This is a genomic window from Edaphobacter lichenicola, assembly GCF_014201315.1.
In the GTDB taxonomy this organism is placed as follows: domain Bacteria; phylum Acidobacteriota; class Terriglobia; order Terriglobales; family Acidobacteriaceae; genus Edaphobacter; species Edaphobacter lichenicola_B.
This window is the reverse complement of the sequence record NZ_JACHDY010000008.1, coordinates 1-24,231: the sequence shown is the minus strand read 5'-3', so window position 1 is coordinate 24,231 and position 24,231 is coordinate 1. Positions and strand designations below refer to the sequence as shown.

The following is a 24,231-nucleotide window of genomic DNA, read 5'->3' as shown; positions in this document are numbered from 1 at the left end:
TCTATGAGAATCCTGTCTGCTTATAAAGACGGTAGCCACATCCAACCAAACTCACCAGAAGCAGTGCCGCAAGGATAATAATCCACGCGAAATTCATTGCGAGGGGAGGCACAACAGCCTTAGCTCCTAGCCAGACGAAGACAGCGATTGCGGTCAGAATGATGGCATAATCCCACCAGCGGCGCCCTTCAGAACGTTGGTTCAGCTCTTCTCCGCTCTGCGCCAGCAGCACTCGGTTGTAGTCCAGACCATAGCGATCACATTCACGTTCCAATGCTTCGTTTCTGGAGGAATGCTCAGCAGTGGAGGCCTTCGCTGTGCTGATGAAGAGCGCGCCGAGAATCATTACTGCCGAACCAGCTAGCACCAATAGTCTATGTCTATTGTCCGCAGTTGCGAGCTCCCCAAATACGAGGGCTCCCCACGCAAGTCCCCAAAGCTGATTAGTGTTCGAGAGTGGGATGCCGCGACCGATACCTAGGTATTTCGCGGCGAATTGTTGAAACATATCACCGATCACCCAGACAAAACCGCCGAGGAATAGCCAGAATAGAAACTGTCCGCCGCGCACCAGTTGAAAAACCGACGAGTGACGCCCACCATCCAGCGTCCACGTGAGTAGACACATGGTGAGTAACTCCCCAACGGTGAACACAGTCACAAATGAAAGCGGGTTCATGCCGCTCAGGTAGGCTTTTCTATACGGAACGTACATCGTTCCCCACATCAGGCTCGCTCCTATGGCCGCGAGCACTCCTCCGAACACATGGTGACCGCTGGGGCTTGTATTGCCATGCAGTGTGCTGAACCCGAGCATAATCGCCGCTACGACGATGCAAATCGATCCAAGCAACACTTTCGCGATTGTCTTGCCGTCAGCTCCATCCAGCTCACGAAATAGCACGCGGCCCCAAAATAGCCCTACGAGTGCATTTGTATTCCACATCGGAAAGGCGATCGCCAGACCTACATCGCGTATCGCAAAAACCGTTAACGTATTGGCAACCGCCCAAAGCGCCCCCGCCAGGATCGCCCACACTAGCAGATGTTTGCACGTCATAAGGTCCCGGAAAACATAGACCGTTCCCTTCAGTAAGGTTGGAAAAGTCCATCGTGCCGTAAATACTCCCGCGACCATACACAATGAAATAGCAAAAGGAGAAAAGCCCGCGTTGACGAGCTTTGTCGGTGCTTCCGCTGCGCCCAACCAAACTCCCGCGGTCACGCCACAAAGGACTCCCAGCGTATGCAAAGAACCGGTGTCCCCGCGTCGGCGAGAAGCTTTTTCGATCTGAGTCGCCATCGTGTTGTCGTCCCTTGATTAGTTCAATGTAACCAGATAAGTAAACCGAGGCCGAACGCCAACACACCCAAGGGGATCCAAAAATGCACATCTGTCAAAACGGCTTTTGTTGTCCGCAATGCTCGCAAGTTCAAATCTCTCCGCGACGTCATTTATAGTTACCGATAACGTTTGTGCTGAGACGTTACCCGTTGTGGACTTGAAATGTCAATTGATTCTCTTGTGCATACGAAGCCATTTCCGAATCTCTGGCACTCTCATAAAACAGGAGCTCGTCATCTCGACCGGTGTTTCCGAAACGGTTTTATCAATTCGCAAGAAATATAGCGTCGCTGGTGAGGAGCCATCCGCATGAAGAAGTTGGAGCATCTGTTCGTTTTTCTAACGCTCCTGTCTTTCTGCACGTCGGCAGCGCACGGCGACGCTTACGACGCCCAGCCAAAGCTTGTCATCATTCTCGTATTTGATCAGTTTCGAGGAGACTATCTTGATCGGTATCGTGCCGAGTTTAAGGAGAAGAATGGCTGGAACCTGTTTCTCAAACAGGGTGCTCACTTCACTGACTGCTACTACGATTACGCCAATCTTGTCACGGCTGCAGGTCACGCAACCATCGGCACTGGAGCCTACACCGACTCCCATCAGATTCCGTTGAACGAGTGGTATGAGCGCTCCTCTGACGGCACGCTGCGACAGGTGAGCTCCGTCGCCGACGATCGTTATGAGCTTGTCGGTGCTCCGGCCGGGACAAAAGATCTCATCGGCGCCTCCGCCCATCGAGAAATGGCCACGACACTTGGAGATGAGCTCGTACTCGCGACACGGGGACGCTCCCGGGTCTATGGTGTATCTATGAAGGACCGGGCTGCGATTCTTACAAGTGGCCACGCCACAAATGGAGCTTTTTGGGTGGACCATGAAACGGGCCGATGGGTCACTTCGACTTACTGGATGAAAGATCTTCCGCAATGGGTCAGAGATTTCAACAACGGCAATCATGCGGCAGACGCTCGCGCAAAGAGCCACGTTCCCCAGGGAAGTTTTTACGAGATGGTAGGCAGGAGCTCTGCGAGCGTCCAATATCAGCTTGACTTCGCGCAGGCCCTCATCGACGCCGAAAAACTCGGCAAAAATCCAGCCGGCGTTACGGACATGATCACAATCTCCATCTCTTCAACTGATATCAATGGACACGCCTTCGGCCCGGACGACTCCTCGCAGGAGGCTCTCATCGTTCAGTCCGATGCCTTGTTGGACACCTTCTTCAGCCATCTCGATCAAACCCTTGGTCTCAAGAATATTATCGTTGCGGTCACAGGGGATCACGGCGTAGCAACGAGCCAGACAGCCGGTGATGCCGATCGCATGCCCGTGCTCGGATTTTCTCCTGAATCGTTCACAAAGCCGCTCGAAACGATGTTGGAGCAGAAATACCCACTCAAAGGCAAGGGCGCCTATATCCTCCAGATGGATAACCCTTACTTATTGCTAAACCGGGAAGCATTTGAGGCGGTTGGTCTTTCTGAGGAAACGGCAGAAGACACAACAGCGGATATGTTGCAAGAGGTTTTCGCGAAATTCAGTGACGCAAAAGAAATGGAAAGTCGCAAAGAGCTTCCGGTTCTAACGCACGTCTATACAAGCAAACAGATGCGTGAAGGACGTTTGCCCGACACGCAATACAGCCGTTTGATTGCGCACAGTTATTCGCCCAACGTGGGCTGGGCACTCCATATCAATTTTGGTCCCTACCAGTTTCCTTGGAAGGGAAGTGGCACGACACACTTCACAGCCAATAGTTATGATCGCCATGTCCCCCTGGGGTTCTTCGGAGAACCGTTTATCCCGGGAACCTATCACACTATGGTGGCGCCGGTTGATATCGCTGCTACATTTGCGTCGCTCCTACGTATCAACCGCCCCAGCGCGGCGGTTGGCCGGCCATTGACGGAAGCCCTCAGAGCGGAGGGGCCGGGCTCTAGCTGGGTCATCGATTCGGGACTGAACTAGGCTCAAAAAAAACTAATCATCTGGGCAAGTCTCCAAATAAAGACAGCGCGATCGTGACGTGATCGATCATCGCACCTCCTCCTTTCACAGCGCTACGGATTCGTGCTGCCCTAGCTTCGCTCCCAACCCTCCTTCGGAACACCCACCAGCACCTCCAACATCCTCTACGGGCCTCGCCAAGTCCAACTTTTAGGAAGGTTCGTCTTCTGATTGAACTCAAAATCTTGATGGAAGCGTTCCTGGGCTCGAAGATGAGCAACCTCCATGCAACATCCGTTGCGTGTTCTTTTTTCAAACTTAAGACCGGCGGCGGAGAAGTGTCTCGCCACCGCCGGCTCCTAGGTCGGTTGAAATTTAGAACAGCGCCTTGAGTGCAAATTGGTATTGCCGAGGAGTGTAGTTTGGATCTGTTGCGGAGATCTGTCCGAAGGCCGAGTTTCCAAACGCATCGCCTGAGTTGCCGTTTGGCATGTAGAAGTTTGGCGTGTTTGAGATGTTGTAGGACTCCGCCCGAAACTGGACTCCCAGACGCTCTGTAACGGGAAAGGTTTTGAAGATGGATAGGTCGACGTGGCGGAAGTTTGGCCCGAACAGCGAGTTTCGCTGAGTCGTGCCAACTGTACCGAGTGGTTGAGGGGCAAATGCCGCCGTGTTGAAGAAGTGCGAATTGGTTTTGTGGCTGAGACGAGCGTCCATGATCTGATCAGGACGATCCTGCCCTCCGCTGTTTTGCGGGGTCGCTCGATTGTTGAAACCGTGTGCAATGCCATCACTCTCTATGGGATTGTCGACACCTGCGCCGGTTTCAATGATGGTGAAAGGCTTGCCACTCTGCCAGACGAGAATCGTATTGGCTTGCCATCCGGAGAGGAAGGCTTTCTTGACGCCGATGAAGTTCTTCCCGTACTGCAGTTCGTAATTCAAGCTGAGAGCGAAGCGATTCTGTATATCGTTCTCCGAATTGGCGTACTCGATCTGGCGGATGCGAGTTGGATCTGCGTCGCTCCAGCCCTGGTTGCTACCTTGTTGAGAGAAACCGGTGATGTCGCTCAGCGACTTACTCCAGGTGTAGTTCGCATCGAATGCCAGCCCTTTGGTAAAACGACGCTGGAAGGACATCTGCAGACCGTTGTAGTTAGATATACCCTCGCTCGCGATATAGCTAACAGTACCGACATTGGGAAGCTGGGCTTGGAGTTGATGTGCTCCTCCCACAGGATTGGACGGACTGCCTACCGGAGCCAAGGGGTTGAATGGTGCGGGTTGGTTGATGTTATTGATCGACTCCGGCAGGTGCTGGCCAACGTTACCGACATAGCCGATTGTGAAGACATTGGAGCCAAACTGTTGCTCTACCTGGACGTTGTACTGCTGGATCATCGCCGTCCTGAATTTTGGAGCTTCGGCTACGAACGCGAGTCCGGTAATGCCTGCTAGGTCGGATACGTTGGGTGGAACAGGAGTGGGCAGACCTTCGTTGATAACGCCGGGTGCACCTATCGTCGCGCAGTCCGGGTTTTGGCCCGCGAGAGCACCAAGACTCGCTTCAATCTGAACCGCGATGGTGGACTGGCAGTTGGGGCTGAAGATTGAGGTGAACGGTGGGTTCTTCAGGTCTGCGTTAGAGGTGTAGTTGCCGGGGAAGTAGCTTATCCCATAGCCGCCGCGCACGACGGTTCCCGGGGTCAACTCTGCTGAGAAACCGAGGCGCGGGGCGACGTTTGAGTAGGTGGTGGAAATGTTCACCTGCGAGTTGACGCCGTTAAGATTGGCTATCTTCAATGCGTTTCCAATGTTTGCAGGGGATAAGGTGACAGCCTCTGGGAAATCGAAGTTCGAAATACGGTTATGTGCTTCGGTGAAAGGAGTGAAGACGTCGTAACGAATGCCTGCGAGCACCGTCAACTTCGGGCTAACCTTCCAACTATCCTGCACGAAGCCACTGGGCTCCCAGCTACGGTAGTCGGGAGGAAAAAGGTTGAAGTTGCGGGTTTCTGATGCGTAGGCTCCGACCAAGGTTGATGCAAGCTGGTTATCCTGTGTATGCAACAAGGATTTCTCAGTACCATGCCAGAAGCGCTTTGGTTTGGCTTGACGTTTGGCGTCTTCACCGCGGCTTTTTTCCTTACCCTCGGATATATCTATGGGGACGCAAAAAGGCGTCAAATGCCTGCTTGGGCCTGGGTGATTGCCGCTTTCCTCATACCCAATTTGATTGGATTCATCCTTTATTTTGTGTTCCGAGGGCCTCTCCTTGGGCCTTGCAGTTCCTGTGGCAAGCCTATTCGAGGGGGAGAAGCATTCTGCTCACACTGCGGATGCTCGCAGGATTCCAGCATCGGACGCATTGCAGCTGACAATCGCACAATCTGAAGTAAAAAAGGTGGTAATAACCTTGCATCGCACAAAACGGAGGACGGTATGAAACGTGAGCGCGCCTTACAGGTCGTGTTGGTGATGGTGGGCTTGTTTTATTGCTTTTGGGGCTATCTCCTGTTCGACGATCTGTGGCACTCTAGGTGGCTTAGCGGGCATAGTGACGTCATGCCGATGTTCCTGAGCCTTAACACGGCGCTTGGGGTCTGTCTGTTGGTGGCCGTTAATCAGCCGGCCAAGCATCGCTTGATGATCGCCTATGGGGCGTGGTCAAGCCTTGCCCATGGGTTCACGATGACAATCATGTCGGCGCAGGCCGTGGCGCACGGGATGCACAGGAAGGATAGCCCCCAGGACATTGTGATCTTTGGCGTGATTGGAGTCACGCTGCTTGCACTCTTCCCGGCAGAACAAGCATCACCGGCCGTTCTTCCGGAGCGGATCGTCCGCCAAGCCGAAGCTGGAACCACCTCTTCTTAGGGCCGCTGGCGCGCTTGCAACAGGATTCGCCCAAAGGAGGTCAATATGAAAAGAGAACGCCTAAACACAAATCGCCCTGGTGATCGTGGGGCTGTTCAATCTGTCCATAATTTATTTTCTATATATGGATCTGTGGCATTCCGCGTGGCTTTTGCAGAAGATGAACGAGGGCGAACCGATGTTTCTGAGCTTTTTATTCCTGTCGGGGTCTTTCTACTCATGGCCGCAAGGAGACCATCGGAATATCGCTCGATGATTGCTCTAGCAGCTTGGTGGGACATCTCCCATGGCGGGGTGATGGCTATTCAAACCGTGAAAGCGTGGATTCACAGCGTCCACCGGAACTTTACTGATGTGATCGTATTCCTTGTGATCGGAGTCGTCCTGTTAACGCTTCTGCCAGCAAAACGAGAGGCAGTCGCGCCAGGAGTTGCGTGAACGAGCGCAGAAAACCCAACTCGTCTTGCTATTCCGCTGGGCGACAAAAACTGTCCGCCATCCCACCGCATCCGGGACGAAATCAGTACGCAAAGCCGGATAGTGCGCAGTGATCTAGGCAGCTCGAATTTCAACTGACGCTAACAGGCCGAGTCACTCATTGTGCGTTTTGGCGATCTCGCAACAAATGATGATGTAATGAGTGCGGAAAGACTTCAGGTGGGCTTGGTGCAATCAGAACGTGACAAGATGAGGAAAAATCTGACGATTACCAGGCTCACATCGGCTTTGCTGCTCATCCTGGGAATGACATCTGCGACGGCGCAGCAGCAATCAACCATATCCGACGATGCAGCCGCCTCCCGTATTGCATGGTGGCGCGACGCCAAGTTCGGTCTCTTTATGCATTGGGGTGTGTATTCCATTCCCGGGCGCGGCGAATGGGTGCAATGGGACGAGCAGATTCCAGTCAACGAATACGCCAAGCTTGCCGCCCAATTTCATCCTGACAAATTCGATCCTGACGCATGGGCTGCAACTGCAAAATCGGCTGGCATGAAGTACACAGTCCTCACCGCGCGCCACCACGACGGCTTCGCACTCTTCGACGACCCCGACAGCACCTTCACCTCCATGAAATCGGCCGCTCACCACGACTTCGTCGCCGACTACGTGAAAGCCATTCGCGCCGCGGGCCTTCACGTTGGCCTCTACTACTCCCCCCTTGACTGGCGCTATCCCGGCTTCTTCTTCCCTGGCATCTATCAGGCCAACGCCAACGAGATGCGCGAGCAATACCACCGCCAACTGAATGAACTCGCCTCTCACTACGGCAAGATCGATATCCTCTGGTTCGATGGCGGCGGCGTCGACTGGCTCGGGTTCAACGGCATCGCCTTCAAAGGCGGATGGAAGGCGCGGCCAAAGGATCAGCACTACTCCGGTTCGTTCACCTGGCAGGATGATCAGGCCGTGGACAACCTCAGAAAGCTCCAGCCATCCCTCATCATGAATGACCGTACGGACGCCCCCGCCGACTTTCTATCGCGCGAGGGCGACCAGGCCATGGGCAACTTCGACAACCAGCATCCTTGGGAACTCTGCACCACACTCACAACCGGAGCATGGGGCTATCAGCCGAGCGCCAGCATCAAATCACGAGACGAGGTCATTCGCCTCCTGGTCGGCGCCGTCGGACGCGATGGAAATCTGCTTCTCAACGTCGGCCCACCCCCGGATGGACAGATTGTGCCGGAACAAGCCGCGCGTCTCCGAGAAATTGGCGACTGGCTCAACCGATACGGACAAAGCATGTACGCGACCCGCGGCGGTCCATATCTGCCGGGCGACTTCGGCGTCTCAACCTATCACGACAAAACGATCTATCTTCACATCCTCCATCCCGCTGGCGCTACACTCTCGCTTCCCGCTCTTCCGACCAAAATACTGAGTTGCTCGAGCCTCACAGGAGGAACCGCCGATTGCAAACAAGCCAATGATTCTGTGGAGATCACACTGAACGGAAATACGGATGCCGTCGATACAATCGTCGCGCTGACACTTGCATCGCCAGCGGCACAGATCAAGCCGATCACAACTCCAGTTACCGGCAAGAATTAAAAGCGACACACTCAGTTGGTGATAACAGGCCAATGCCGCCACCTCGATCAATGGCTATGCAGTGACGTCCTACAGTTCGCAGGGACTTACTGCAGACCGCGTCTTGGTGAACCTCGACACCCAAGTTCACGCGTCGTTTATCGACAGCCGATTTGCCTATGTCTCTGTTTCGCGCGCCGCACAGGATGCTCAGATCTATACAGATGCGGCATGTATGCTTTCCGCAAGCATCGGACAAACGATAACCAAGACTTCAGCCGTTACGTTGGAGACGGCCCTTGGAATCCAATGCGCGTTCCTTGACAGCGTATCCTCGGATCATTTTTTTATATGCGAGACAGCCCAATCACAAAAATTATCGATGAAGACACTAGACTTTGAGAGCAAGATAAGGGTCCGCAAGGTCATTGATTGAGTACTCCATCATCGCTCCGCTCGACTCCTGCAAATTCAAAAAAAATCTTCAATGCAGACTATCTGTCTTTATTAAGACCTTTACCTTCTTAGCAAAAGACACAACCGTCTACCAGGTTGCTCTTTTCTCGCTAGAAGAAGAATTCGCGCTTAAATGCTTCATGGCGCTGGCGGGCTACGTTGATAAGTTTAGAGAATTCTGCTTCGGCACGGAGGGTATCGAGGAGCGGGTCGGCCGCAAAATAGGGATAAGGAAAAAAACCACCTTGAATGCTGCTTTGCAAGACGCGAAGCGCTGAGGCTTTGTCTCCGATCGTCGCATACGCTTGAGCGATCTTGTATATGGCTTCGGGATCAACCACACCGTGCTCGACGACCTTGGCTTCCAGTGAATGCAGGATTGCGGAGGCCTTATCGTTCTCTTGTTGAATTCCAAAGCTGAAGGCCTTTCCAATCTCAGCCTGGAGAAGAGACGGATCGAGTTCAAACGCATGATCGAAGTTCGTCTCTGCCTGCTGCAAGTTTTTTTTGTAGTACTCACCGAAGCCCCGATAGAAGGCAATGAAGGGCCCATCATCTGTCTTAGGAAGGCTTTGGAGAAATCTGTCGTATTGACCCAGATAGAGATAGGCATTAAGGGCCGAGGTATTAATTTTTACGCCGGGATCGAGTTGGCGAGCCAATTCACACTCGCGGGCAGATTCCGGCAACATTCCGGCAAACCTATAGGCATAGCCCAGTTCCCAGTGAATCTCTGCCTGATTGGGATTTGTCTTGAGAGCTTGCCGCAATAGAGGCACAGCTTTTTCTACCCTTCCCGTGTCGGTGAACATGTTTGCCATGTAGATTCGGGTAATCATCTCATCCGGCTCGAGCGAGAGAGCCTTTTCAAAGGCCGCCTGAGCCATGCGGTAGTGCTCCACTCCGCCGAACTGGAACGAGGCATTCGCAGTGTAGGCTTTGCCAAGATTGGCCCAGGAGAGGGCGAAATGTGGTGCGAGCTCGGTCGACTTCTTCAACATTTTGACAGCCATTGGGGCGTCTCCTTTGGAGTAAAGGTCTACCCCGCGCAAATAGTATTCGTAGGCGAGCGGACTGACAGGCTCGTCGGTCTTTAGTCGCCCCGCCTCGGAGGCGGAGAGCGTCAATTCCAAACCCCGAATAATCTGTTGCGCCACTTGGTCTTGAACCGTGAGAAGTTTGTCGTATTTAAGATCGAATGCGCCTTTCCAAAGAAGATTCTCCGTCTTGACGTCGATCAACTGGCAGGCGATTCGCAAGTTGTCACCTTCACGCAGAAAGGTTCCAGTGAGGAGCGTATCGACCTTCAGGCTCGCGGCAACTGCCGGAATATCGATAGGCTGGGTTCTGTATTTCTGGACTGAATATGAAGGCCGGACAGTCAGTTCACTGACGTAACCAAGTTTTGTAATGACCGCGTCGGCAAGTGAAAATCCGAGGAATTCGGTATTCGGGTCCTGTTGTAGGTTCTGGAACGGAAGAACCGCTAGGCGGCGGGGCAACTGCCTGTGAACGGATCTGTTTCGATAAGCCATATAGCCCAAACCGCTTAGCACAACTGCTATCAGGCTGAGGACGACGATGACCGGGCGAAGCCAGCCTCTCTTTTTGTTAGAGGTCTCATTAGCGGTAGAGGCCCGACGCCGGTCCCTGATCAAAGAGTCTGCGCCAGGAACCAAAATATCTTGAGCGGTTTCCTCGACCGAAATGACCGAAGGAGCGGCAACGGTGTGGTTATCCACCTCCACATGCGAGACGGGCACGGCAAAGCGATATCCCTTCCTGGGCACCGTCTCTATGTACCTATGACCATCAGGGCTCTCGCCTAGCTGTCTGCGAAGTGCAGATATGTTGACGGTAAGGTTGGCCTCTTCGACAAAGCTGTCGGGCCAGACTTTGCGCATGAGTTCTTCCTTGGTGGTCAGCCGGCTACCGTTCTGGACCAGGACCAACAGAATTTCGAAAGCCTTAGGTGTGAGCGAAATCGGATTCCCGTCACTCTCCAGCAAGTGATTTTCGGGGTCAAAACGAAATCCGGAGAACTCATACAAATGACTGACCTCCAAAGATTTAGCGGGATTTGGAAATCCTTTGGAAATTCCTTGCAAAACTCTTGATCAGCCTTAGGGACACCCCAGCCCCATTTCGCTACTGTGGCCGACATTGCTGGTCGCTATGAATGCCCTGCGGCGAAAGGCTTGAAGAGATCGAACTTGGCTCTTCCCCGTTTCCCGTTGCTCCGCCTTCGGCGACCAGCGTTTCAGCAACCTCCCTCTCAAGAGGGCGAACAGGTCGGGGGTTTCATGATTCGGCCTAATTTTACCAACGAATGGAGAATGCGATGAACAACATGGTAACGCAGTACTGGAAACGCCTGGAGATCGGCACAATCATCTTCGCTTTAGCATCAACGATAGCGGGGGGAAGCCTTTCGGCGAAGGCCTCAGCCCAAGACAAGAAAGATGAGATCACTTTTGATCTGGTGGCAAATCCGCAATTTGTCGACTGCCTCCGTAAATCCTCGTATGAAGAGCCCAGAGCACGGGCGACTGTCACTCGAGGCAAACTCAACGACACTCTAATTCTGGATTTGGATGGATTCAAACCCGGTCTCGCCTTCGATCTGTTTACCGTACAACGCAGTCCGTTCCTGTCAGACAAAACGCCCGATCCGAACTTCAAAACTGTTTTTAAGGGTAGCTTCGGTCTTGCGTGGTATCAGTCGGACATTGAGATCAGCAAGCACACCGACGACGGCCATGTTCGGATCAAGACGATCCTGCTGGACCAGATCTTCGGTTTCGATCCGGATACGGCCCTTCCACCGACCAACACCTTCCACCTGGGTTTCTGGTTCAACAATCCAAAGGACGCTGCGACGTGCGGCTTCCCCGCGGACGATCCGACCAAGTTCACTCCGTTCAACGGAGAGCACAACGCAGGGCCACTCGCGATGATCAGTGTGCCGGATGAAAAGACTCAATTGGGACCGCTCTGCACCGATCCAGATCCTTCCCATCCGGGCAGCTGCAATCCCTAAAAAACCCTCGCTTGCGGTTGGGAGCGGGTTAATCAGCAGTAGCCCGCTCTCCGTTTTCAGGAGGTCGATTCCACAGCGTAAAGGAGCAAAAGACAAATGAACATGTTCACCGATCGGGAACGATCCATACGCAGGATTACTAAGGGTGTATCAGACATCCTCCTGACCTTTTCGCATAACCGAAGCCAGCACGGCGATTCCCAACGATTGGTCTGGAGACGGCCGATATCTGATCTTCATCGACTTTCCAATCGGGCTAGCCCAACTCGACGTATATGCGATTTTCAACAACATTCCAGAAAGCTTTACCGGATGCCGGCGCTGAGGTCAAGTTCTCTTATGATGGCAAATGGGTGGCATTTACCGGATCGGGTGGGTGGCCCCATGGACAACTACCAGAACGCTGAGATTTTCGCGTCGAAATTTCCCACTTCGGGTGGTCGCATCCAGATCTCGAACCATGGACAGCTATCGCTTTATCCAGTTCGTGGCAGGTGCCCTGTAAGCCGAGATTACAAAAGAACATTGCGCACAAGGTCGGCCTACGCATCAAGCGCCGAAATATCCGTGAGTTCGATCCGCCATTGGGTAACTGCATATTTCCGAACGTTCGTGCTGTTCTTCGGTAGTATTCAGGGGTGACGCCGATCCGCATTGAGCTATTAGGTAAGCTGCGCTTTACCTTTGGGCAGAATCCGGTCACTTCGGTCAACACGAACCGCATGCGATCGCTGCTTGCTTATCTTGTGCTCAATCGCGAAGCGGCACAATCACGCGAACATCTTGCGTATCTTCTTTGGCCTGAGTCGGTAGACACGCAGGCCCGTACCAACCTGCGGCAATTGCTGCACAATCTTCGCCGCGCCTTACCTGTCGAGTGCTCTTTGTTGGTAAGTGACAATCACTCGGTTCGTTGGCTTCCTGACGACTCTTGCGCGATTGATGTAGCCGAGTTCGAGTCAGCGAAGCGGGCGGCTGAGCATGGACCTGAAAGCGACGTAAGTGCTTCTCGTCAAGCGCTCGAAGATGCAGTGCGCCTCTATCAGGACGACCTGTTGCCCGATCTCTATGACGAATGGATCCGGCCGAGGCGCGATCTGCTCCGCCAGCAGTTCGCGGATGTTCTGAGCCGTCTCGTCGGTCTGCTCGAAATGATCGGCGACTATAGGGAAGGCATTCGCCACGCTACTCGGCTCGTGGCCCTTGATTCGCTTCGGGAGTCGTACTACCAGACACTCATGCGGCTCCATGTGCGCAATCACGACCGGTCGAGTGCTCTGCGGGTCTATCACCAGTGCAAACGTAACCTGCAGCGCGAGCTGGGTGTCAGCCCTGCCAAGGCGACGCAGGAGATTTTCACACAGGCGCTTAAATCTGACGATCTTCCAAACGGCCCTGCAGCATTTCCGCCGTTCGCTTCAACAAAACCGCAACCGATGGTAGGCCGGAAGTCAGAGTGGGAGCGCCTGATCGGATGTTGGCACCGCGTAGTAGCGGGCGAATCTCATCTTGCTTTGATTGTGGGAGAGCCCGGCGTTGGCAAAACTCGTCTGGCTGAGGAGCTCTTTGACTCTTGTTCCCGTCAACTCGGCCGAACCGCGGCGCTCGCCCGCTGCTATACCGCGCACGCACAATTGGCGTACGGACCGGTGGTCGAGTGGCTTCGAACGGAACCTCTGAGGCTCGTGCGCGGCCAGTTGCCCAAATCCCAGCTCGCTGAACTGGTCCGACTTCTCCCCGAAATTCTTGCCGAGAACGCCGATTTATCGCCGCCTCAACCGCTCACGGAAAGTTGGCAGCGGATGCACCTGCACGAGGCATTGAACGCGGCATTCCGGCTGGCTCCAAAGCCGCTGCTACTGCTGGTCGATGACCTTCAATGGTGCGATCACGACACCTTCGACTGGCTCCGTTCTCTGTTCCGTTCTGCGCCAGCCGATCGGTTTCTGGTGATCGGTACCGTCCGCACGGGAGATACAGATCGGAACCACCCTCTAGCAGGACTGATGCGAGAGTTGGACCAACACGGGCGATCGTCCGAGATCGCTATCGATCCGCTTAGCGTGGAGGAGACTGCAGCACTTGCCGCTCAGACTGCGAAGCGCGAGATAGATCCCGTTTTCCTGAGCAGCCTGTATCAGGCTACGAAAGGTAACCCGCTTTTCGTTGTGGAGAGTGTGCGTGCATCACTCGATGACCACGCGTCAGAGAGCACGGTGCCCCCACGTCTGCAGGCGGTGATCACGGCACGCTTCGCGCAGCTTTCGGCGCCTGCCTTCGAACTGGCCGGGCTTGCAGCAACCGTTGGCCGATCTTTCACGCTTGATCTACTCGCCAAGGCAAGCGATTGGGACGAAGACAGCATGTCGCGTGCGTTAGAAGAACTATGGCAACGTCGTATCATCGATGGCCAGGGTGTGGACGCATATGACTTCACTCATGGCCTGCTGAGAGAGGTTGCGTATGTCGAATTGAATCCTATTCGGAGAAGGATGCTGCATCGCCGCGTGGTTCGCGCCCTTAAGGAACTTTATCCGCCGGAGTTCGAGGCGTTGAGCGGATGGTTGGCAGGCCATTACGATGCGGCTGGGATGGCTGAAGAGGCAATTAATTCCTACAAGTCTGCAGCTTTCGTAGCGAAACAGCGATTTTCCGATGCCGAAGCTGCAGGCTTGATCAGGCGCGCGCTGACCCTCTGCAGAGATCTTCCGGAATCCATAAAGCGTGACAGGGAAGAGCTCGGACTGCTCGTGGTGCTTGGTCCGCCTCTCGTCAGGACTGCTGGTTACAGCATGCCAGAAGTCGGCGAGACTTACGAGCGTGGGCTCATCCTATCGAAACGGTTGGGCGATCAAAATCATCTCTTTCCCCTTGTAAGTGGCTCCTGGCTATTCCACATCGTACGAGGTGATCTGGAGGAGTCGAGGCGACTCGCGCAGGACTCAGTGGATGATGCACGACGCGAAGGGGCAGCTGCACAGGAGATGGCCGGCCATTTTCTTCTTGGCACCAGCCTGTTTCATCTTGGACGGCTCCATGCGTCGTGGGAGGAGATCAAGATGGCTGATCCGTCGTCAGAAGGGCCTCCACATCCCGCGCTCTCTCTATTCGCAGGTCCGGACGTGGGCGTACTCCAGCGTGCGTATTTCTCGCATCTGCTTTGCTTGTTCGGTCTTGCGGGGGAGGCAATTTCGAAGAGCGACGGATCGATCGCGCGCGCACGTGGATTCTCTCACCCATTCACGCTGGGGATCGCCCTCGACTATGCTGCGATGTTGAACGTTTACCAGGGAGAATACGACCTCGCACTAGCCCGCGCCAACGAGGCTTCTGAGATTTGTCGGAAATATGGATTCGTCTATTATCTGGCGGTGGCTGAGATTATTGCGGGCTGGGGGATTGGCCTGCAAGGAGATGTGTCAGCCGGATTGAGTAGGATCCGACCGGCCCTCGACACGTTGAAATCGGTTCGAGCGGAACTTCGCCTGCCTTTCTACTATGGCCTTTTGGCGGAGGTTTGCGAACGCGCTGGTCAGGTAAGGGATGCCCTTGCCAATATCGCCACTGCATTTGCCTTTCTCGGCAAGAACGCGGAGGCATGGGCAGCGCCTGAACTCTACCGGATTCATGGAGATATCCTCTGCAGAAGCGGAAGTTACTCCCAGGCGCAAGCAAGCTATCGTCAGGCAGTCGAACTTGCTCGGCGGACAGGCGCATCGTTGTTTGAGATCAGGGCAGCCACCCGGCTCCGTGATCTACCCCCGTTGAAAACCACCGAAATCGCCGCCGAACGCTAATTGGGCCCGCCTTAGAACGTTTTCGGAACGCCTCGCAGCGCAAAGTAGTCTTTGTATCCGTGATTATTTCCCCGGATCTGGAGAGACCCATGAATCAGGAAGCCATCGCCCAACTTAAGAGCCAGCTCCGCGGGGAATTGATCGAGCCCTCGGATGAACGCTATGAAGAGGCCCGCAAAGTATACAACGCCATGATCAGCCGCAAACCGCGACTGATCGCCTACTGCACCGACGTCGCCGATGTGATGGCCGCGATTCGATTTGCGAGCCAACACGATCTGCTTGTCTCGGTTCGTGGTGGCGGCCATAACGCCGGAGGCCTGGGAGTTTGCGACGATGGCATCGTAGTCGATCTATCGCAGATCAAGTACGTTCATGTTGATCCTGCTGCACGAACCGTGCGCGTTGGTGGAGGTTGCACTTGGGCCGACGTAGATCACGGCACGCACGCCTTCGGACTTGCTGTGCCATCCGGAATCATCTCGACCACCGGTGTAGGTGGTCTGACGCTGGGCGGCGGCATGGGCCATCTGACAAGGCAATACGGCCTGACAATCGATAACCTTCTGGCTGCTGATGTAGTGCTGGCAGACGGAACATTTGTCACGGCCGACGCCGATCAAAACAGCGACCTGTTTTGGGCAATACGTGGAGGCGGCGGGAACTTCGGCGTCGTTACGTCATTTCTTTTCCAGGCGCATCCAGTTTCAACAGTGTGCGCAGGCCCGATGTTGTGGGAACTGGATCATGCAGCCGACATTATGAAGTGGTACCGCGAGTTCATCGTGCAGGCGCCGGAGGAGATCAATGGATTCTTTGCATTTATCACTGTACCCCCCGCGCCGCCGTTTCCCGAAGCTCTGCACTTCAAGAAGATGTGTGCCATCGTATGGTGCTACAACGGAGGACTCGAACAAGCCAATGAGATCCTGGAGCCGCTACGTAGTTTCCGCTCGCCGTCTTTCGAATTCTTCGCACCAATGCCATTCCCGATGCTGCAGGGCATGTTCGACGGACTCTACACTCCGGGCCTTCAGTGGTATTGGAAGGCGGACTTCGTCAATGAGTTGAGCGACGAAGCGATCGCACTTCACGTAAAACACGGGTCGGACCTTCCGACATTGCACTCCACGATGCATCTCTACCCGATCAACGGTGCCGCACATAAGCCGGGACGAAATGACACTCCATGGAGTCATCGCAACGCTGTCTGGAGCGAAGTCATTGTCGGCGTTGATCCGGATCCGGCCAATAAGGACCGCATCACGTCCTGGGCCAAAGCATATTGGGAGGCTTTGCATCCCTACGGAACCGGCGGCGCATATGTCAACTTTATGATGGACGGCGAAGGAGAAGACCGGATTCGCGCAACGTATCAGGACAACTTCGACAAGCTGGTCAAGCTCAAGGAAAGGTATGACCCGACCAACTTCTTTCGAGTAAATCAGAATATTCCAGCACACGCGAACTCGATGGCTTCCGCCGATCAGACACTCAGCCATATTGGTTGAACGTCTTCCAGCAACGAACCCTTGCTGTCTATTAGCTGTACTGGTCGATCATCTGCTGACGAGACAGATATAAGTCGTGCGAGATCAGAAAGGAACGAATGAATTATGGAGTACCGCGAAACGAGTTTCATTTCACATTCTCACCTGCTCAGAATGGCCAGGCTTTCGCAACGAACCGTCGATTACGCGATCAAAGCATATGAGCTAAAAAGTATCGAAGCCTGCCGCCTCGTTCACCAAGCCCAGCACGACTTGTGCGAGTTGCAACTTCGATTCGGCGATCAAGGTAGCACTCTAAACGTCGCAAACGACTTCTTTGATGAGAACGCGCCACCAGCTTGTTTCGCATTGCGCTTGTACGGCGCATTACTTGTCACGGTTACAGCGGCCACGGAGATTGCGCAAAATACTTTGCTCATTTTGGAGAGCGATCGCGAGAGCGAATCTTCCATTTCGTCATACAAAGAGGTGGAAAATTTCATCAATGGTCTTGTGCGCCTGTACACCGTAGCCCTATTCAATCGGGAGATTCAGCACTCGAGAGCAATCCTGAATGCCCTGAGTGGTCATCTATGGCTTGCATCGACACTCGACCTTGATCAGATAGTAATCGCACGGCGTGCGGGATCCGTTGCTCAGTTCGAATTGTCGATTGTCCGCTGCCTGGGTCAAATCGCCGAGCAAGCTTGCGAGATAGCCGACGTGATTACGATGTGGCTTGGAGGACAGGACTGTCCGGAGATTGCACGCTGGGCTGCCTGAATATTTAAACTTCGTCCCGCCATCACGAGTGTTGGTCTGGGCGATTCCGGAAAATTCGCGATTCGCTTGAGTCCCGAAAGAAGATTGCGCAATGTCCCTAAAAACCAGCACAACGCCAACGATCTCCTTGTTCTTTCCACGTATGGGCGCTCCACTGTCGTCAATGGGTAACTCCGACCCATCGCGTCGGACCGGGAGGGTGTGGTTCGCGAGCCCGACTACACCGCCGACTCGAAGAACCTTCGCAACGGGGCTCTCTACGGGCTCCCTCGTGCCTTCGTTAATAATCCGAAACACACTTTCGAGTGGCTGCCCTTTCGCCTGCTCGCTCTTCCAACCCGTCGCCTCCACGGCGGCAGTATTCATCAACGTTACTTTCCCAGAGGAGTCGCAGACAATGACGGCGTCCCCAATGCTCTCCAGAGTCGTCTCTAAATAGTCGCGCCGGAGTTCAGTCTCGTACAACTGCTGTCGAAAAGCCGACGTGATCTCGCGAAAGAGAGCATTTCCGTACCAAAGAAGCAGGACCGCGTAAACGCACCGCCCCCAATACCGATTGCGGACAGTCTGCCCAGAATACGCGTCAGTCTTACACGATTTGCTTAGCGGATATTGGTCTGCTCGGAGGTGAGTTCGGCAAGTTCGACACGTAGGATATCCATTGCTTGCTTTTGCTGGTTCAGCAGATTGACATTGGGTTCGTTTGAAAGTGTGTCTTTCAGCAGAATTTGGTTAATGTCGTTGAAGCTTTTGTAACTTGGCCGTCGCCGTCCGGTAAACAGACGGATGAAAGACGGCGTCCCGCGCGGAAAATGCCAGTCGTATGGGTTGACCGATGCGGCGCGAACCTGAATCAGGACCTCTCCTGGGGCCAGAACAGGTCTGTCTAATTCCTTGTATTCAAGAACGTCGGGTGGACCGTAACGGCGATAGATGATTGCCTGCATTGGCTAGCTTTCGAGACACCAAGTATACGGAACCTAGGGCGTATCCACATATAGCTTGAGCCTGAGCCATGCGCATGCGAGAGCGGTGAAGGAGCGGAAAGCCTGTATGGTTTTGCAGTACCTTGTGGCGAAGCGCCGGAAGTGTTTGAGCTTGTTGAAGCATCGTTCGATGCGGTTGCGGTGCTTGTAGAGTTGGCGGTCATAGGCTCGCTGTAGCTTGCGATTACATTTGGGCGGGATCACGGCCTTCGCACCGAAGCTCTCCGACTGTGCCACCAAAACATCTGCATCGTAGCCATGGTCGGCGATGACAGCTTCCGCAGTTTGCCCTTCGAGCAACTCTGCAGCCGGTGCATACTCTCCGGCCTGTCCTGCAGTGATGCGGAACCGCAGAGGCAGCCCGTCTTCGTCGGCCAGCAGATGGATTTTGGTGCTCAGACCTCCTCGGGAACGCCCCAGAGCCTTGTCTTCTTCGCCCCCTTTTTGCGGCCCGTGGCCGCTTGCTGGTGCGCTCGCACGATCGTCGAGTCGATCATCAGGTACTGGTTTTTCTTGTCCCGCACCAGATCGTCGAAAATGCGTTCCCATACCTTGCTTCGCGCCCAGCGCATAAAACGAGTGTGGACACTCTTGTACTTGCCATAGCGCTCTCTGGAAGATCACTCCATCGCGCCCCAGAACGCAACACCCACAACACGCCGTTGACGAAGTGGCGGTTGTCCAGCGCCGTCCGCCCCACATGCTCTACTCGACCCGGAAGCAGGTCCTTGATCCGCTCCCACTGCGCTTCACTCAACTCGTATCGACTCGCCACACTCCAACTGAAACAAATCAGTACAAATCTGAAAAGTCTATATGTGGATACGGCCTAGCTACCGTTCGCGATTCAGTCTCGATGAGTGACTTGGCGATTTGGCACTCGTCGAGAATGCTGCAGCTTCGCGATAGCGGAAAATCCGGCAGCCCGCTAAAGATTAGCGCACTTGGCGTTGTTCCGCCCGTCCGGATCCTGACGCAAGCTTTGCATCAAACGGAGTTTGTCCAGCAACTCGGCGGATATCTGCACTTGAAACGAGGCGATGTTATCCTCCAACGGGGCGCTGTTGAAACCGCGTGCCGCTGCCTTATATCGTGCAACGCACTGCTTGCCCGGGAACGCGTCGGAGCCGTGAGCCATGCTCCAGAACTCTGCCAGGCCGAACCACACAAAGCAAGCCTGCAAGTAGTTACGCAATGGCAACCGCACACCCGTCCAGGGAGACACAACCACAGCGTCGTTAGCTCGCAAGTCGTCGCTGGCGACCCACGGCTCGCAAGTTTCATGCATGTAAAGCAGTGAGTGAATGGACTCGTGCACGAGAGCTTCCGCCAGAATGCCAGCATCCACTGCCGGCAAATGCGCGTTGCAGAAAATGGAGCGGCCGACGTATTCACCTGTAGATCCCGAAGAGAATCTCCCATCGGCATCCACGATGAGGTTGGCTACCCTGGTGAATTTGCGAACAAATGCAGCCAGCCGTATATCGACGGCTTCCAGTCCATCCATGGCAGCCTGGAAACAACTCAGCGCCTTCGCCTTCAGCGAGAGATCGGTATAGCACGACAACTGCAGCGACTGGTCTAATGCGTTGGACGACTTGAAACAAGTCGCCGCCGGACTGGCCGCATCAATCACGAGGCCAGAAATCGGCGTTTGCGCAATAATAATTCCCTCTTCGCTCAAGAAGAAGTCGCCTAGCGCTGACCAAGAGGTGAAGCTCCGGATCGCGACATCCTCCCTGGCGCATCCGCTACGAATCTGCTCGATTGTGAGGACGTCGTCTAGATAATGCCAGATGTCGCGGTCGTCGCAGGCACCTGGGTGGTTCCAAAGTACTCGGGTCGAGGTCTCAGGTGCCAGCAACACGCCACGCAAGCTCGCGGCATCGGTTCCAGTAAGCAGCTTCTGGATCTCTTCGCCCCGGCTCTGATCCTGGGCATACAGCTCGCGTAACTTCGCACCGAGCGCCTGAGCGAGAACCGAGGTGTAGTTTTCCTCGGCGGTGTCCAACGACGTCTGCTCGGAAAACTGCCATCGGAGGGTCTCAACAACGCTGTCCAACATCGAGTAATTGTCTCCCTAACTGTGGAGGAGCTAGTCGGCCACCGCAGTAAGACCGGCTTTCTGCAAGTCCGTAGCCATCCGCTGCCGAATGTGGCAGAGGACTGCGTACAGATCACGGCAGTGCACGCTAGGGTTGGAAAAACCAGCAGCGTGACTATAACGATGTGGAAGGTATCCGCCGCCGCAGACTTGGCGGTACTCACACGCCCTGCAAACAGCAGGCAGCAGATCCTGGTTCTGAATACCAATCTGGTACAAGGGCACGTCCCAGATGGCCTCGACGTCATGCGTCCTCACATCGAGCCCAGTTCGTGTGATGCCGTTACCGCAAGTGCGCAGCGTATCAAGCGGCTCCCACGTTCCATCCGACTCCACCATGATGTCTGTAACTGGATCGGGACCCAGGCCATCGAATCCCCAGCCGCGACCAAGTAGGAGGCTCATGGCCGTTTCAAACCAGCGAATGTGGGGCGGCGAAGGCAATCCGTACCAGTAGTCGAACAGTTCGCAGTAGTATTTCGCGAGCGAACCAGCGGGCCAGGGTGGCCGATTATCGTGGTGATAGTCCGGCCAGAGGAAATCAATCCTGGGAACGCCAAGGTCCACGAAATGCTTCAGGACTTCAGTCCCGCGAATGGCCGGATCAGCTACGGTCAGGATACCCCAAGTAGCGGGATACGAGCTGGCCAGCAACTCGATTGCACGTCGCACCTGCGTATACGATCCGCGCCCGGCGTGATCAATGCGCACCAAGTCGTGAATCTCAGGTGGCCCGTCGGCACTGATGCCAAGCAGAACGTCGTAACCGGCCAGCAGCTCCATCCATCGCTCATCGAGCAGCACACCATTGGTTTGCAGTGCGATGAGGAACGGAACACAGGCGGATTCAGCTGTGCGCTTGGCGAGTTCCAGAAACCAACCCATCCACTCCCGCCCTGCGAGCAATGGTTCGCCCCCGTGAATTCCGAGCACGACACGGCTAAGTTCATGCCGGCGTGCATACGCACCGATGCGCGTCAGGGACGCCTCTGCGATTTCCCGCGACATCAAGCGCGGGCGGGATGTGTAGGTTGTATCGCCCTTGTTATACATGTAGCAGTAACTGCAGTTCAGATTGCAGCGCCCTGCCACCTTCATCACAAAGGTAGTGCCGAAATAGTATTCGCCGAGTTCCGGGATGGATTTGAATTCGATGTTCTGCAAGGGAACTCCGTTATTCGATTACGCTCCATCCCTACGCCCGAAATCGGCGAACGGACGCTCCTCACCGACCTTCCCAAACGACTTGCTTGGTCGAGCAAGACCTAGATAGCGGCCGGATCCCGTGAATCAATCGCGAGCATGCGACTCGATGAAAGGGCAGACCGCTTCAAGCGTGCTGGGAGAAGGTCAGGCGGCCGAACTTCGTGGAATCCATTTTTGGTCTTTTGTGCTCCGATTTCGCAGACGCAAGAATCTCCTGAAGAATCGGGTTCAAGTCTTTGACACCAGCCTCGAGCCCCTGACCTTTTGTGTCGGTCGAGACTACGATGCGGGCATCGGGGTAGCTAGTCGCGTGGTTCATGAATCCTCCTAGGTGTGGGGCGGCGCAGGGAGTCCGCCGGTTAAGGGACTTTGGAATTGCCCGGCCCGGATGCACACTCGCCAGCGTCAAAGGAGAACTTTCGTCGGCGTTCACGTTTGGCTTGAGGTTATGCCGCGCGACTGCCTCAACTCGCACGATCGACGGAATAATACATTGGAGTGGGGCTGGCCGTCCAATCTCTCGCGAACGTATGAACGACTCTCTTAACAAGCATGAGATTCATCCAGTTATTGACAAGGGTTTACGCGTTTGAGCAGGCCCGCGAAGATATGAACACCTTGGGCGGGGTACCTTTGGCAAGATCGTCATCAAAGTGGGCGCATAGCTCGCACGTACTAACGGCAGTCTCGGACTCGGGCAGTCGGCTCTTCTTACTCAATATATGGGATGTCTAACGGAAACTTGCTTCTGTTACGCACTTCGGGCAGCGAACGCTCAGTTGGCGCGTTCAGGCCAATGCACTCATCGACAGGCTCAGACCACTCTTCGCGCAGTTCTAAAACGAAGCTCTTCCACATTGAGTTCTCCAATCTCCAGTCGGATCGAGCTAGGGATGTAGAGACTTGCGGGAACTTGGTTGTGCAGGCCCTCATGCGGGCGCTCGTTGTTGAACACGTAGCGAAAGTTATCGAAGCGACTCTGCTGTGCGCGAAGGGATGCCGCAGGCGGTTTCGTCGTGTCCTCCTTCAGCGTGCGATGCATCCGCTCATGGCGACTGTTTTGTTGCGGTCGGCCTGCTTGATTGCGCTCATGCACGATCCCGAGCTTCATCCAGCCGAGCAAGAGCTTCGACAGCCCCAGAAGCCCCGTGCCCGCAAACGGTGCGCCGTTGTCGGTTCTGATCCGTGCTGGGACCCCGTACTCTCGCATGGCTGCTTCGCAGATCGCTCGAACCTGGCTGAGGTCCATACGCGAGACGATCTGGCAACGAATCAAAAAGCGACTATGCGCGTCAGTGATCGTGAACGGATCACAGCGCTTGCCGTCGCCGGTGGTGAAGTAGCCTTTGAAATCCATGCACCACAGTTGATTCGGACCCGTCACCAGAGAGAAAGGCTCTGAGCATGGCGTGGTACGTTTTCTCTTCTTCTGCGGACTGGTCAAGCCCGCTCGGCTCAGGATGTTGCCGAACGTACTGGCCGCAGGCCACACCACGTCTGGCTGTAGCATCTCCAGCCTCGCCTTGAGCTTTCGCGCGCCCCAGGACGGATGCTTGGCCCGAAGCGCAAAGATCGCGTTCTCGATTGGCTCTAGCGTCGCGTGGGAGCAACTATGCGGGCGGCGGCTGCGATCTACCAGTCCTTCCGGTCCTGTCTCGTTATAGCGATTGATCCAGCGGTAGCCCGTTGGACGGGAGATTCCATACTCACGGCAAAGGTCCGCTACTGACATCTCCTCTTTTTGATAACTCGATAAGAATTGCAGACGTTGATCCAAGATTCGACTCTCTTTCCAAGGCATACAACATCGTCTTGCGTTGCCCAAACCTGAGAAATTGTCGCCGTCGCGCTCCGCTGTAAACCATGTCTCCGGTCTGTTTTGTAACGGAAGTGCTAAGTACGCTCAGTGGGCTCCGCCCCCCGCGCCCGTCAAGGGGTCTCCCCAGTCTTCCGCGCTTTGCTTGTGCAGACCTCCGCTGCGCTGCGCCCTTTCCACTCCCGCTATCGCTCCGTTCCAAGGGTGGGAGATACCCCTCCCCTTGACGCTTGCTACCCCAACCTTCGCCAGGTGGCAGGTAAGACAAGTGTTCAACGCCAGACAGTGGCTTGCGGAGAAGAGATGATGGCAGCTTGCTCGATAGGTCGCATTTCAACATTCGATGC

At 54.9% G+C, this 24,231-nt stretch carries 17 protein-coding genes and 2 pseudogenes; 9 read left to right on the top strand and 10 right to left on the bottom strand.

The window, feature by feature from the left end; genetic code table 11:
• Position 1 precedes the first annotated feature (1 nt).
• Positions 2–1,303 (bottom strand): GRP family sugar transporter, encoded by a 1,302-nt coding sequence (locus HDF09_RS19720; RefSeq protein WP_183769187.1) that lies wholly within the window; start codon positions 1,301–1,303, stop codon positions 2–4.
• Positions 1,304–1,654: 351 nt separating this feature from the next.
• Here HDF09_RS19720 and HDF09_RS19715 point away from each other — a divergent pair, with 351 nt between their 5' ends.
• Complete coding sequence (locus tag HDF09_RS19715) at positions 1,655–3,313, top strand: alkaline phosphatase family protein (protein ID WP_183769186.1); 1,659 nt, start codon at positions 1,655–1,657, stop codon at positions 3,311–3,313.
• 354 nt (positions 3,314–3,667) lie between these two features.
• Here HDF09_RS19715 and HDF09_RS19710 read toward each other — a convergent pair whose 3' ends face one another.
• The gene (locus HDF09_RS19710; protein ID WP_260181835.1) at positions 3,668–5,362 is read right to left on the bottom strand and encodes a TonB-dependent receptor domain-containing protein; all 1,695 of its coding nucleotides are present in this window, start codon (positions 5,360–5,362) and stop codon (positions 3,668–3,670) included.
• Here HDF09_RS19710 and HDF09_RS21415 point away from each other — a divergent pair.
• The 4 genes from HDF09_RS21415 to HDF09_RS19695 all read left to right on the top strand — a co-directional run bounded on the left by HDF09_RS21415 (position 5,357) and on the right by HDF09_RS19695 (position 8,227).
• The gene (locus tag HDF09_RS21415; RefSeq protein WP_406705128.1) at positions 5,357–5,686 is read left to right on the top strand and encodes a PLDc N-terminal domain-containing protein; all 330 of its coding nucleotides are present in this window, start codon (positions 5,357–5,359) and stop codon (positions 5,684–5,686) included. The two genes, HDF09_RS19710 and HDF09_RS21415, sit on opposite strands and share 6 nt — an antisense overlap.
• A 48-nt stretch (positions 5,687–5,734) precedes the next feature.
• Positions 5,735–6,169, top strand: coding sequence for a DUF6632 domain-containing protein (locus tag HDF09_RS19705; protein ID WP_183769185.1), 435 nt, complete (start codon positions 5,735–5,737; stop codon positions 6,167–6,169).
• Positions 6,170–6,214: 45 nt separating this feature from the next.
• Entirely contained in the window at positions 6,215–6,607 is a 393-nt protein-coding gene (locus HDF09_RS19700) for a DUF6632 domain-containing protein (protein ID WP_183769184.1), read from the top strand.
• Positions 6,608–6,856: 249 nt separating this feature from the next.
• On the top strand, positions 6,857–8,227 hold the full coding sequence (locus HDF09_RS19695; protein WP_183769183.1) for an alpha-L-fucosidase: 1,371 nt from the start codon (positions 6,857–6,859) through the stop codon (positions 8,225–8,227).
• A 545-nt stretch (positions 8,228–8,772) separates the two neighbouring features.
• On the opposite strand, the gene HDF09_RS19690 is transcribed toward HDF09_RS19695, so the two are convergent.
• Positions 8,773–10,713 carry a winged helix-turn-helix domain-containing protein gene (locus tag HDF09_RS19690; protein ID WP_183769182.1) on the bottom strand — a complete coding sequence of 647 codons (1,941 nt, stop codon included), beginning with the start codon at positions 10,711–10,713 and terminating at the stop codon, positions 8,773–8,775.
• A 290-nt stretch (positions 10,714–11,003) separates the two neighbouring features.
• Between HDF09_RS19690 and HDF09_RS19685 the strand changes: the two genes are divergently transcribed.
• From HDF09_RS19685 to HDF09_RS21000, 4 genes are all read left to right on the top strand, one after another.
• Complete coding sequence (locus HDF09_RS19685; RefSeq protein WP_183769181.1) at positions 11,004–11,702, top strand: hypothetical protein; 699 nt, start codon at positions 11,004–11,006, stop codon at positions 11,700–11,702.
• A 638-nt stretch (positions 11,703–12,340) separates the two neighbouring features.
• Positions 12,341–15,499: an ATP-binding protein gene (locus HDF09_RS19680; protein ID WP_183769180.1), complete on the top strand. Its 3,159-nt coding sequence runs from the start codon at positions 12,341–12,343 to the stop codon at positions 15,497–15,499.
• Positions 15,500–15,588: 89 nt separating this feature from the next.
• On the top strand, positions 15,589–17,010 hold the full coding sequence (locus HDF09_RS19675) for an FAD-binding oxidoreductase (RefSeq protein WP_183769179.1): 1,422 nt from the start codon (positions 15,589–15,591) through the stop codon (positions 17,008–17,010).
• 105 nt (positions 17,011–17,115) lie between these two features.
• A complete protein-coding gene (locus HDF09_RS21000; protein WP_260181848.1) occupies positions 17,116–17,772 on the top strand; it encodes a hypothetical protein in 657 nt (218 codons plus the stop codon).
• 96 nt (positions 17,773–17,868) lie between these two features.
• On the opposite strand, the pseudogene HDF09_RS20995 reads toward HDF09_RS21000, so the two are convergent.
• From HDF09_RS20995 to HDF09_RS19640, 7 genes and pseudogenes are all read right to left on the bottom strand, one after another.
• Positions 17,869–18,237 (bottom strand): annotated as a pseudogene (locus HDF09_RS20995) (PAS domain-containing protein); the annotation flags it as partial.
• Between the two features lie 137 nt (positions 18,238–18,374).
• Complete coding sequence (locus HDF09_RS19665) at positions 18,375–18,719, bottom strand: hypothetical protein (protein WP_183769178.1); 345 nt, start codon at positions 18,717–18,719, stop codon at positions 18,375–18,377.
• 33 nt (positions 18,720–18,752) lie between these two features.
• Positions 18,753–19,533 (bottom strand): annotated as a pseudogene (locus HDF09_RS19660) (IS5 family transposase).
• A gap of 153 nt (positions 19,534–19,686) precedes the next feature.
• Positions 19,687–20,823 carry an aKG-HExxH-type peptide beta-hydroxylase gene (locus HDF09_RS19655; RefSeq protein WP_183769177.1) on the bottom strand — a complete coding sequence of 379 codons (1,137 nt, stop codon included), beginning with the start codon at positions 20,821–20,823 and terminating at the stop codon, positions 19,687–19,689.
• Positions 20,824–20,853: 30 nt separating this feature from the next.
• Positions 20,854–22,026 (bottom strand): radical SAM protein, encoded by a 1,173-nt coding sequence (locus HDF09_RS19650; protein ID WP_183769176.1) that lies wholly within the window; start codon positions 22,024–22,026, stop codon positions 20,854–20,856.
• 166 nt (positions 22,027–22,192) lie between these two features.
• Entirely contained in the window at positions 22,193–22,387 is a 195-nt protein-coding gene (locus HDF09_RS19645; RefSeq protein ID WP_183769175.1) for a hypothetical protein, read from the bottom strand.
• Positions 22,388–22,882: 495 nt separating this feature from the next.
• Positions 22,883–23,869, bottom strand: a complete 987-nt coding sequence (locus HDF09_RS19640) for an IS481 family transposase (protein ID WP_183769174.1) — start codon at positions 23,867–23,869, stop codon at positions 22,883–22,885.
• Between the last annotated feature and the right edge of the window lie 362 nt (positions 23,870–24,231).

Bases quoted from the DNA above. Each gene is read 5' to 3' on its own strand.
- HDF09_RS19645 (WP_183769175.1), bottom strand. From the start codon at position 22,387: ATGAACCACGCGACTAGCTACCCCGATGCCCGCATCGTAGTCTCGACC.
- HDF09_RS19655 (WP_183769177.1), bottom strand. From the start codon at position 20,823: ATGTTGGACAGCGTTGTTGAGACCCTCCGATGGCAGTTTTCCGAGCAG.
- HDF09_RS19695 (WP_183769183.1), top strand. From the start codon at position 6,857: ATGAGGAAAAATCTGACGATTACCAGGCTCACATCGGCTTTGCTGCTC.
- HDF09_RS19705 (WP_183769185.1), top strand. From the start codon at position 5,735: ATGAAACGTGAGCGCGCCTTACAGGTCGTGTTGGTGATGGTGGGCTTG.
- HDF09_RS21415 (WP_406705128.1), top strand. From the start codon at position 5,357: ATGCAACAAGGATTTCTCAGTACCATGCCAGAAGCGCTTTGGTTTGGC.
- HDF09_RS19720 (WP_183769187.1), bottom strand. From the start codon at position 1,303: ATGGCGACTCAGATCGAAAAAGCTTCTCGCCGACGCGGGGACACCGGT.
- HDF09_RS19675 (WP_183769179.1), top strand. From the start codon at position 15,589: ATGAATCAGGAAGCCATCGCCCAACTTAAGAGCCAGCTCCGCGGGGAA.
- HDF09_RS19700 (WP_183769184.1), top strand. From the start codon at position 6,215: ATGAAAAGAGAACGCCTAAACACAAATCGCCCTGGTGATCGTGGGGCT.
- HDF09_RS19665 (WP_183769178.1), bottom strand. From the start codon at position 18,719: ATGCAGGCAATCATCTATCGCCGTTACGGTCCACCCGACGTTCTTGAA.
- HDF09_RS19640 (WP_183769174.1), bottom strand. From the start codon at position 23,869: ATGCCTTGGAAAGAGAGTCGAATCTTGGATCAACGTCTGCAATTCTTA.
- HDF09_RS21000 (WP_260181848.1), top strand. From the start codon at position 17,116: ATGGAGTACCGCGAAACGAGTTTCATTTCACATTCTCACCTGCTCAGA.
- HDF09_RS19685 (WP_183769181.1), top strand. From the start codon at position 11,004: ATGAACAACATGGTAACGCAGTACTGGAAACGCCTGGAGATCGGCACA.
- HDF09_RS19715 (WP_183769186.1), top strand. From the start codon at position 1,655: ATGAAGAAGTTGGAGCATCTGTTCGTTTTTCTAACGCTCCTGTCTTTC.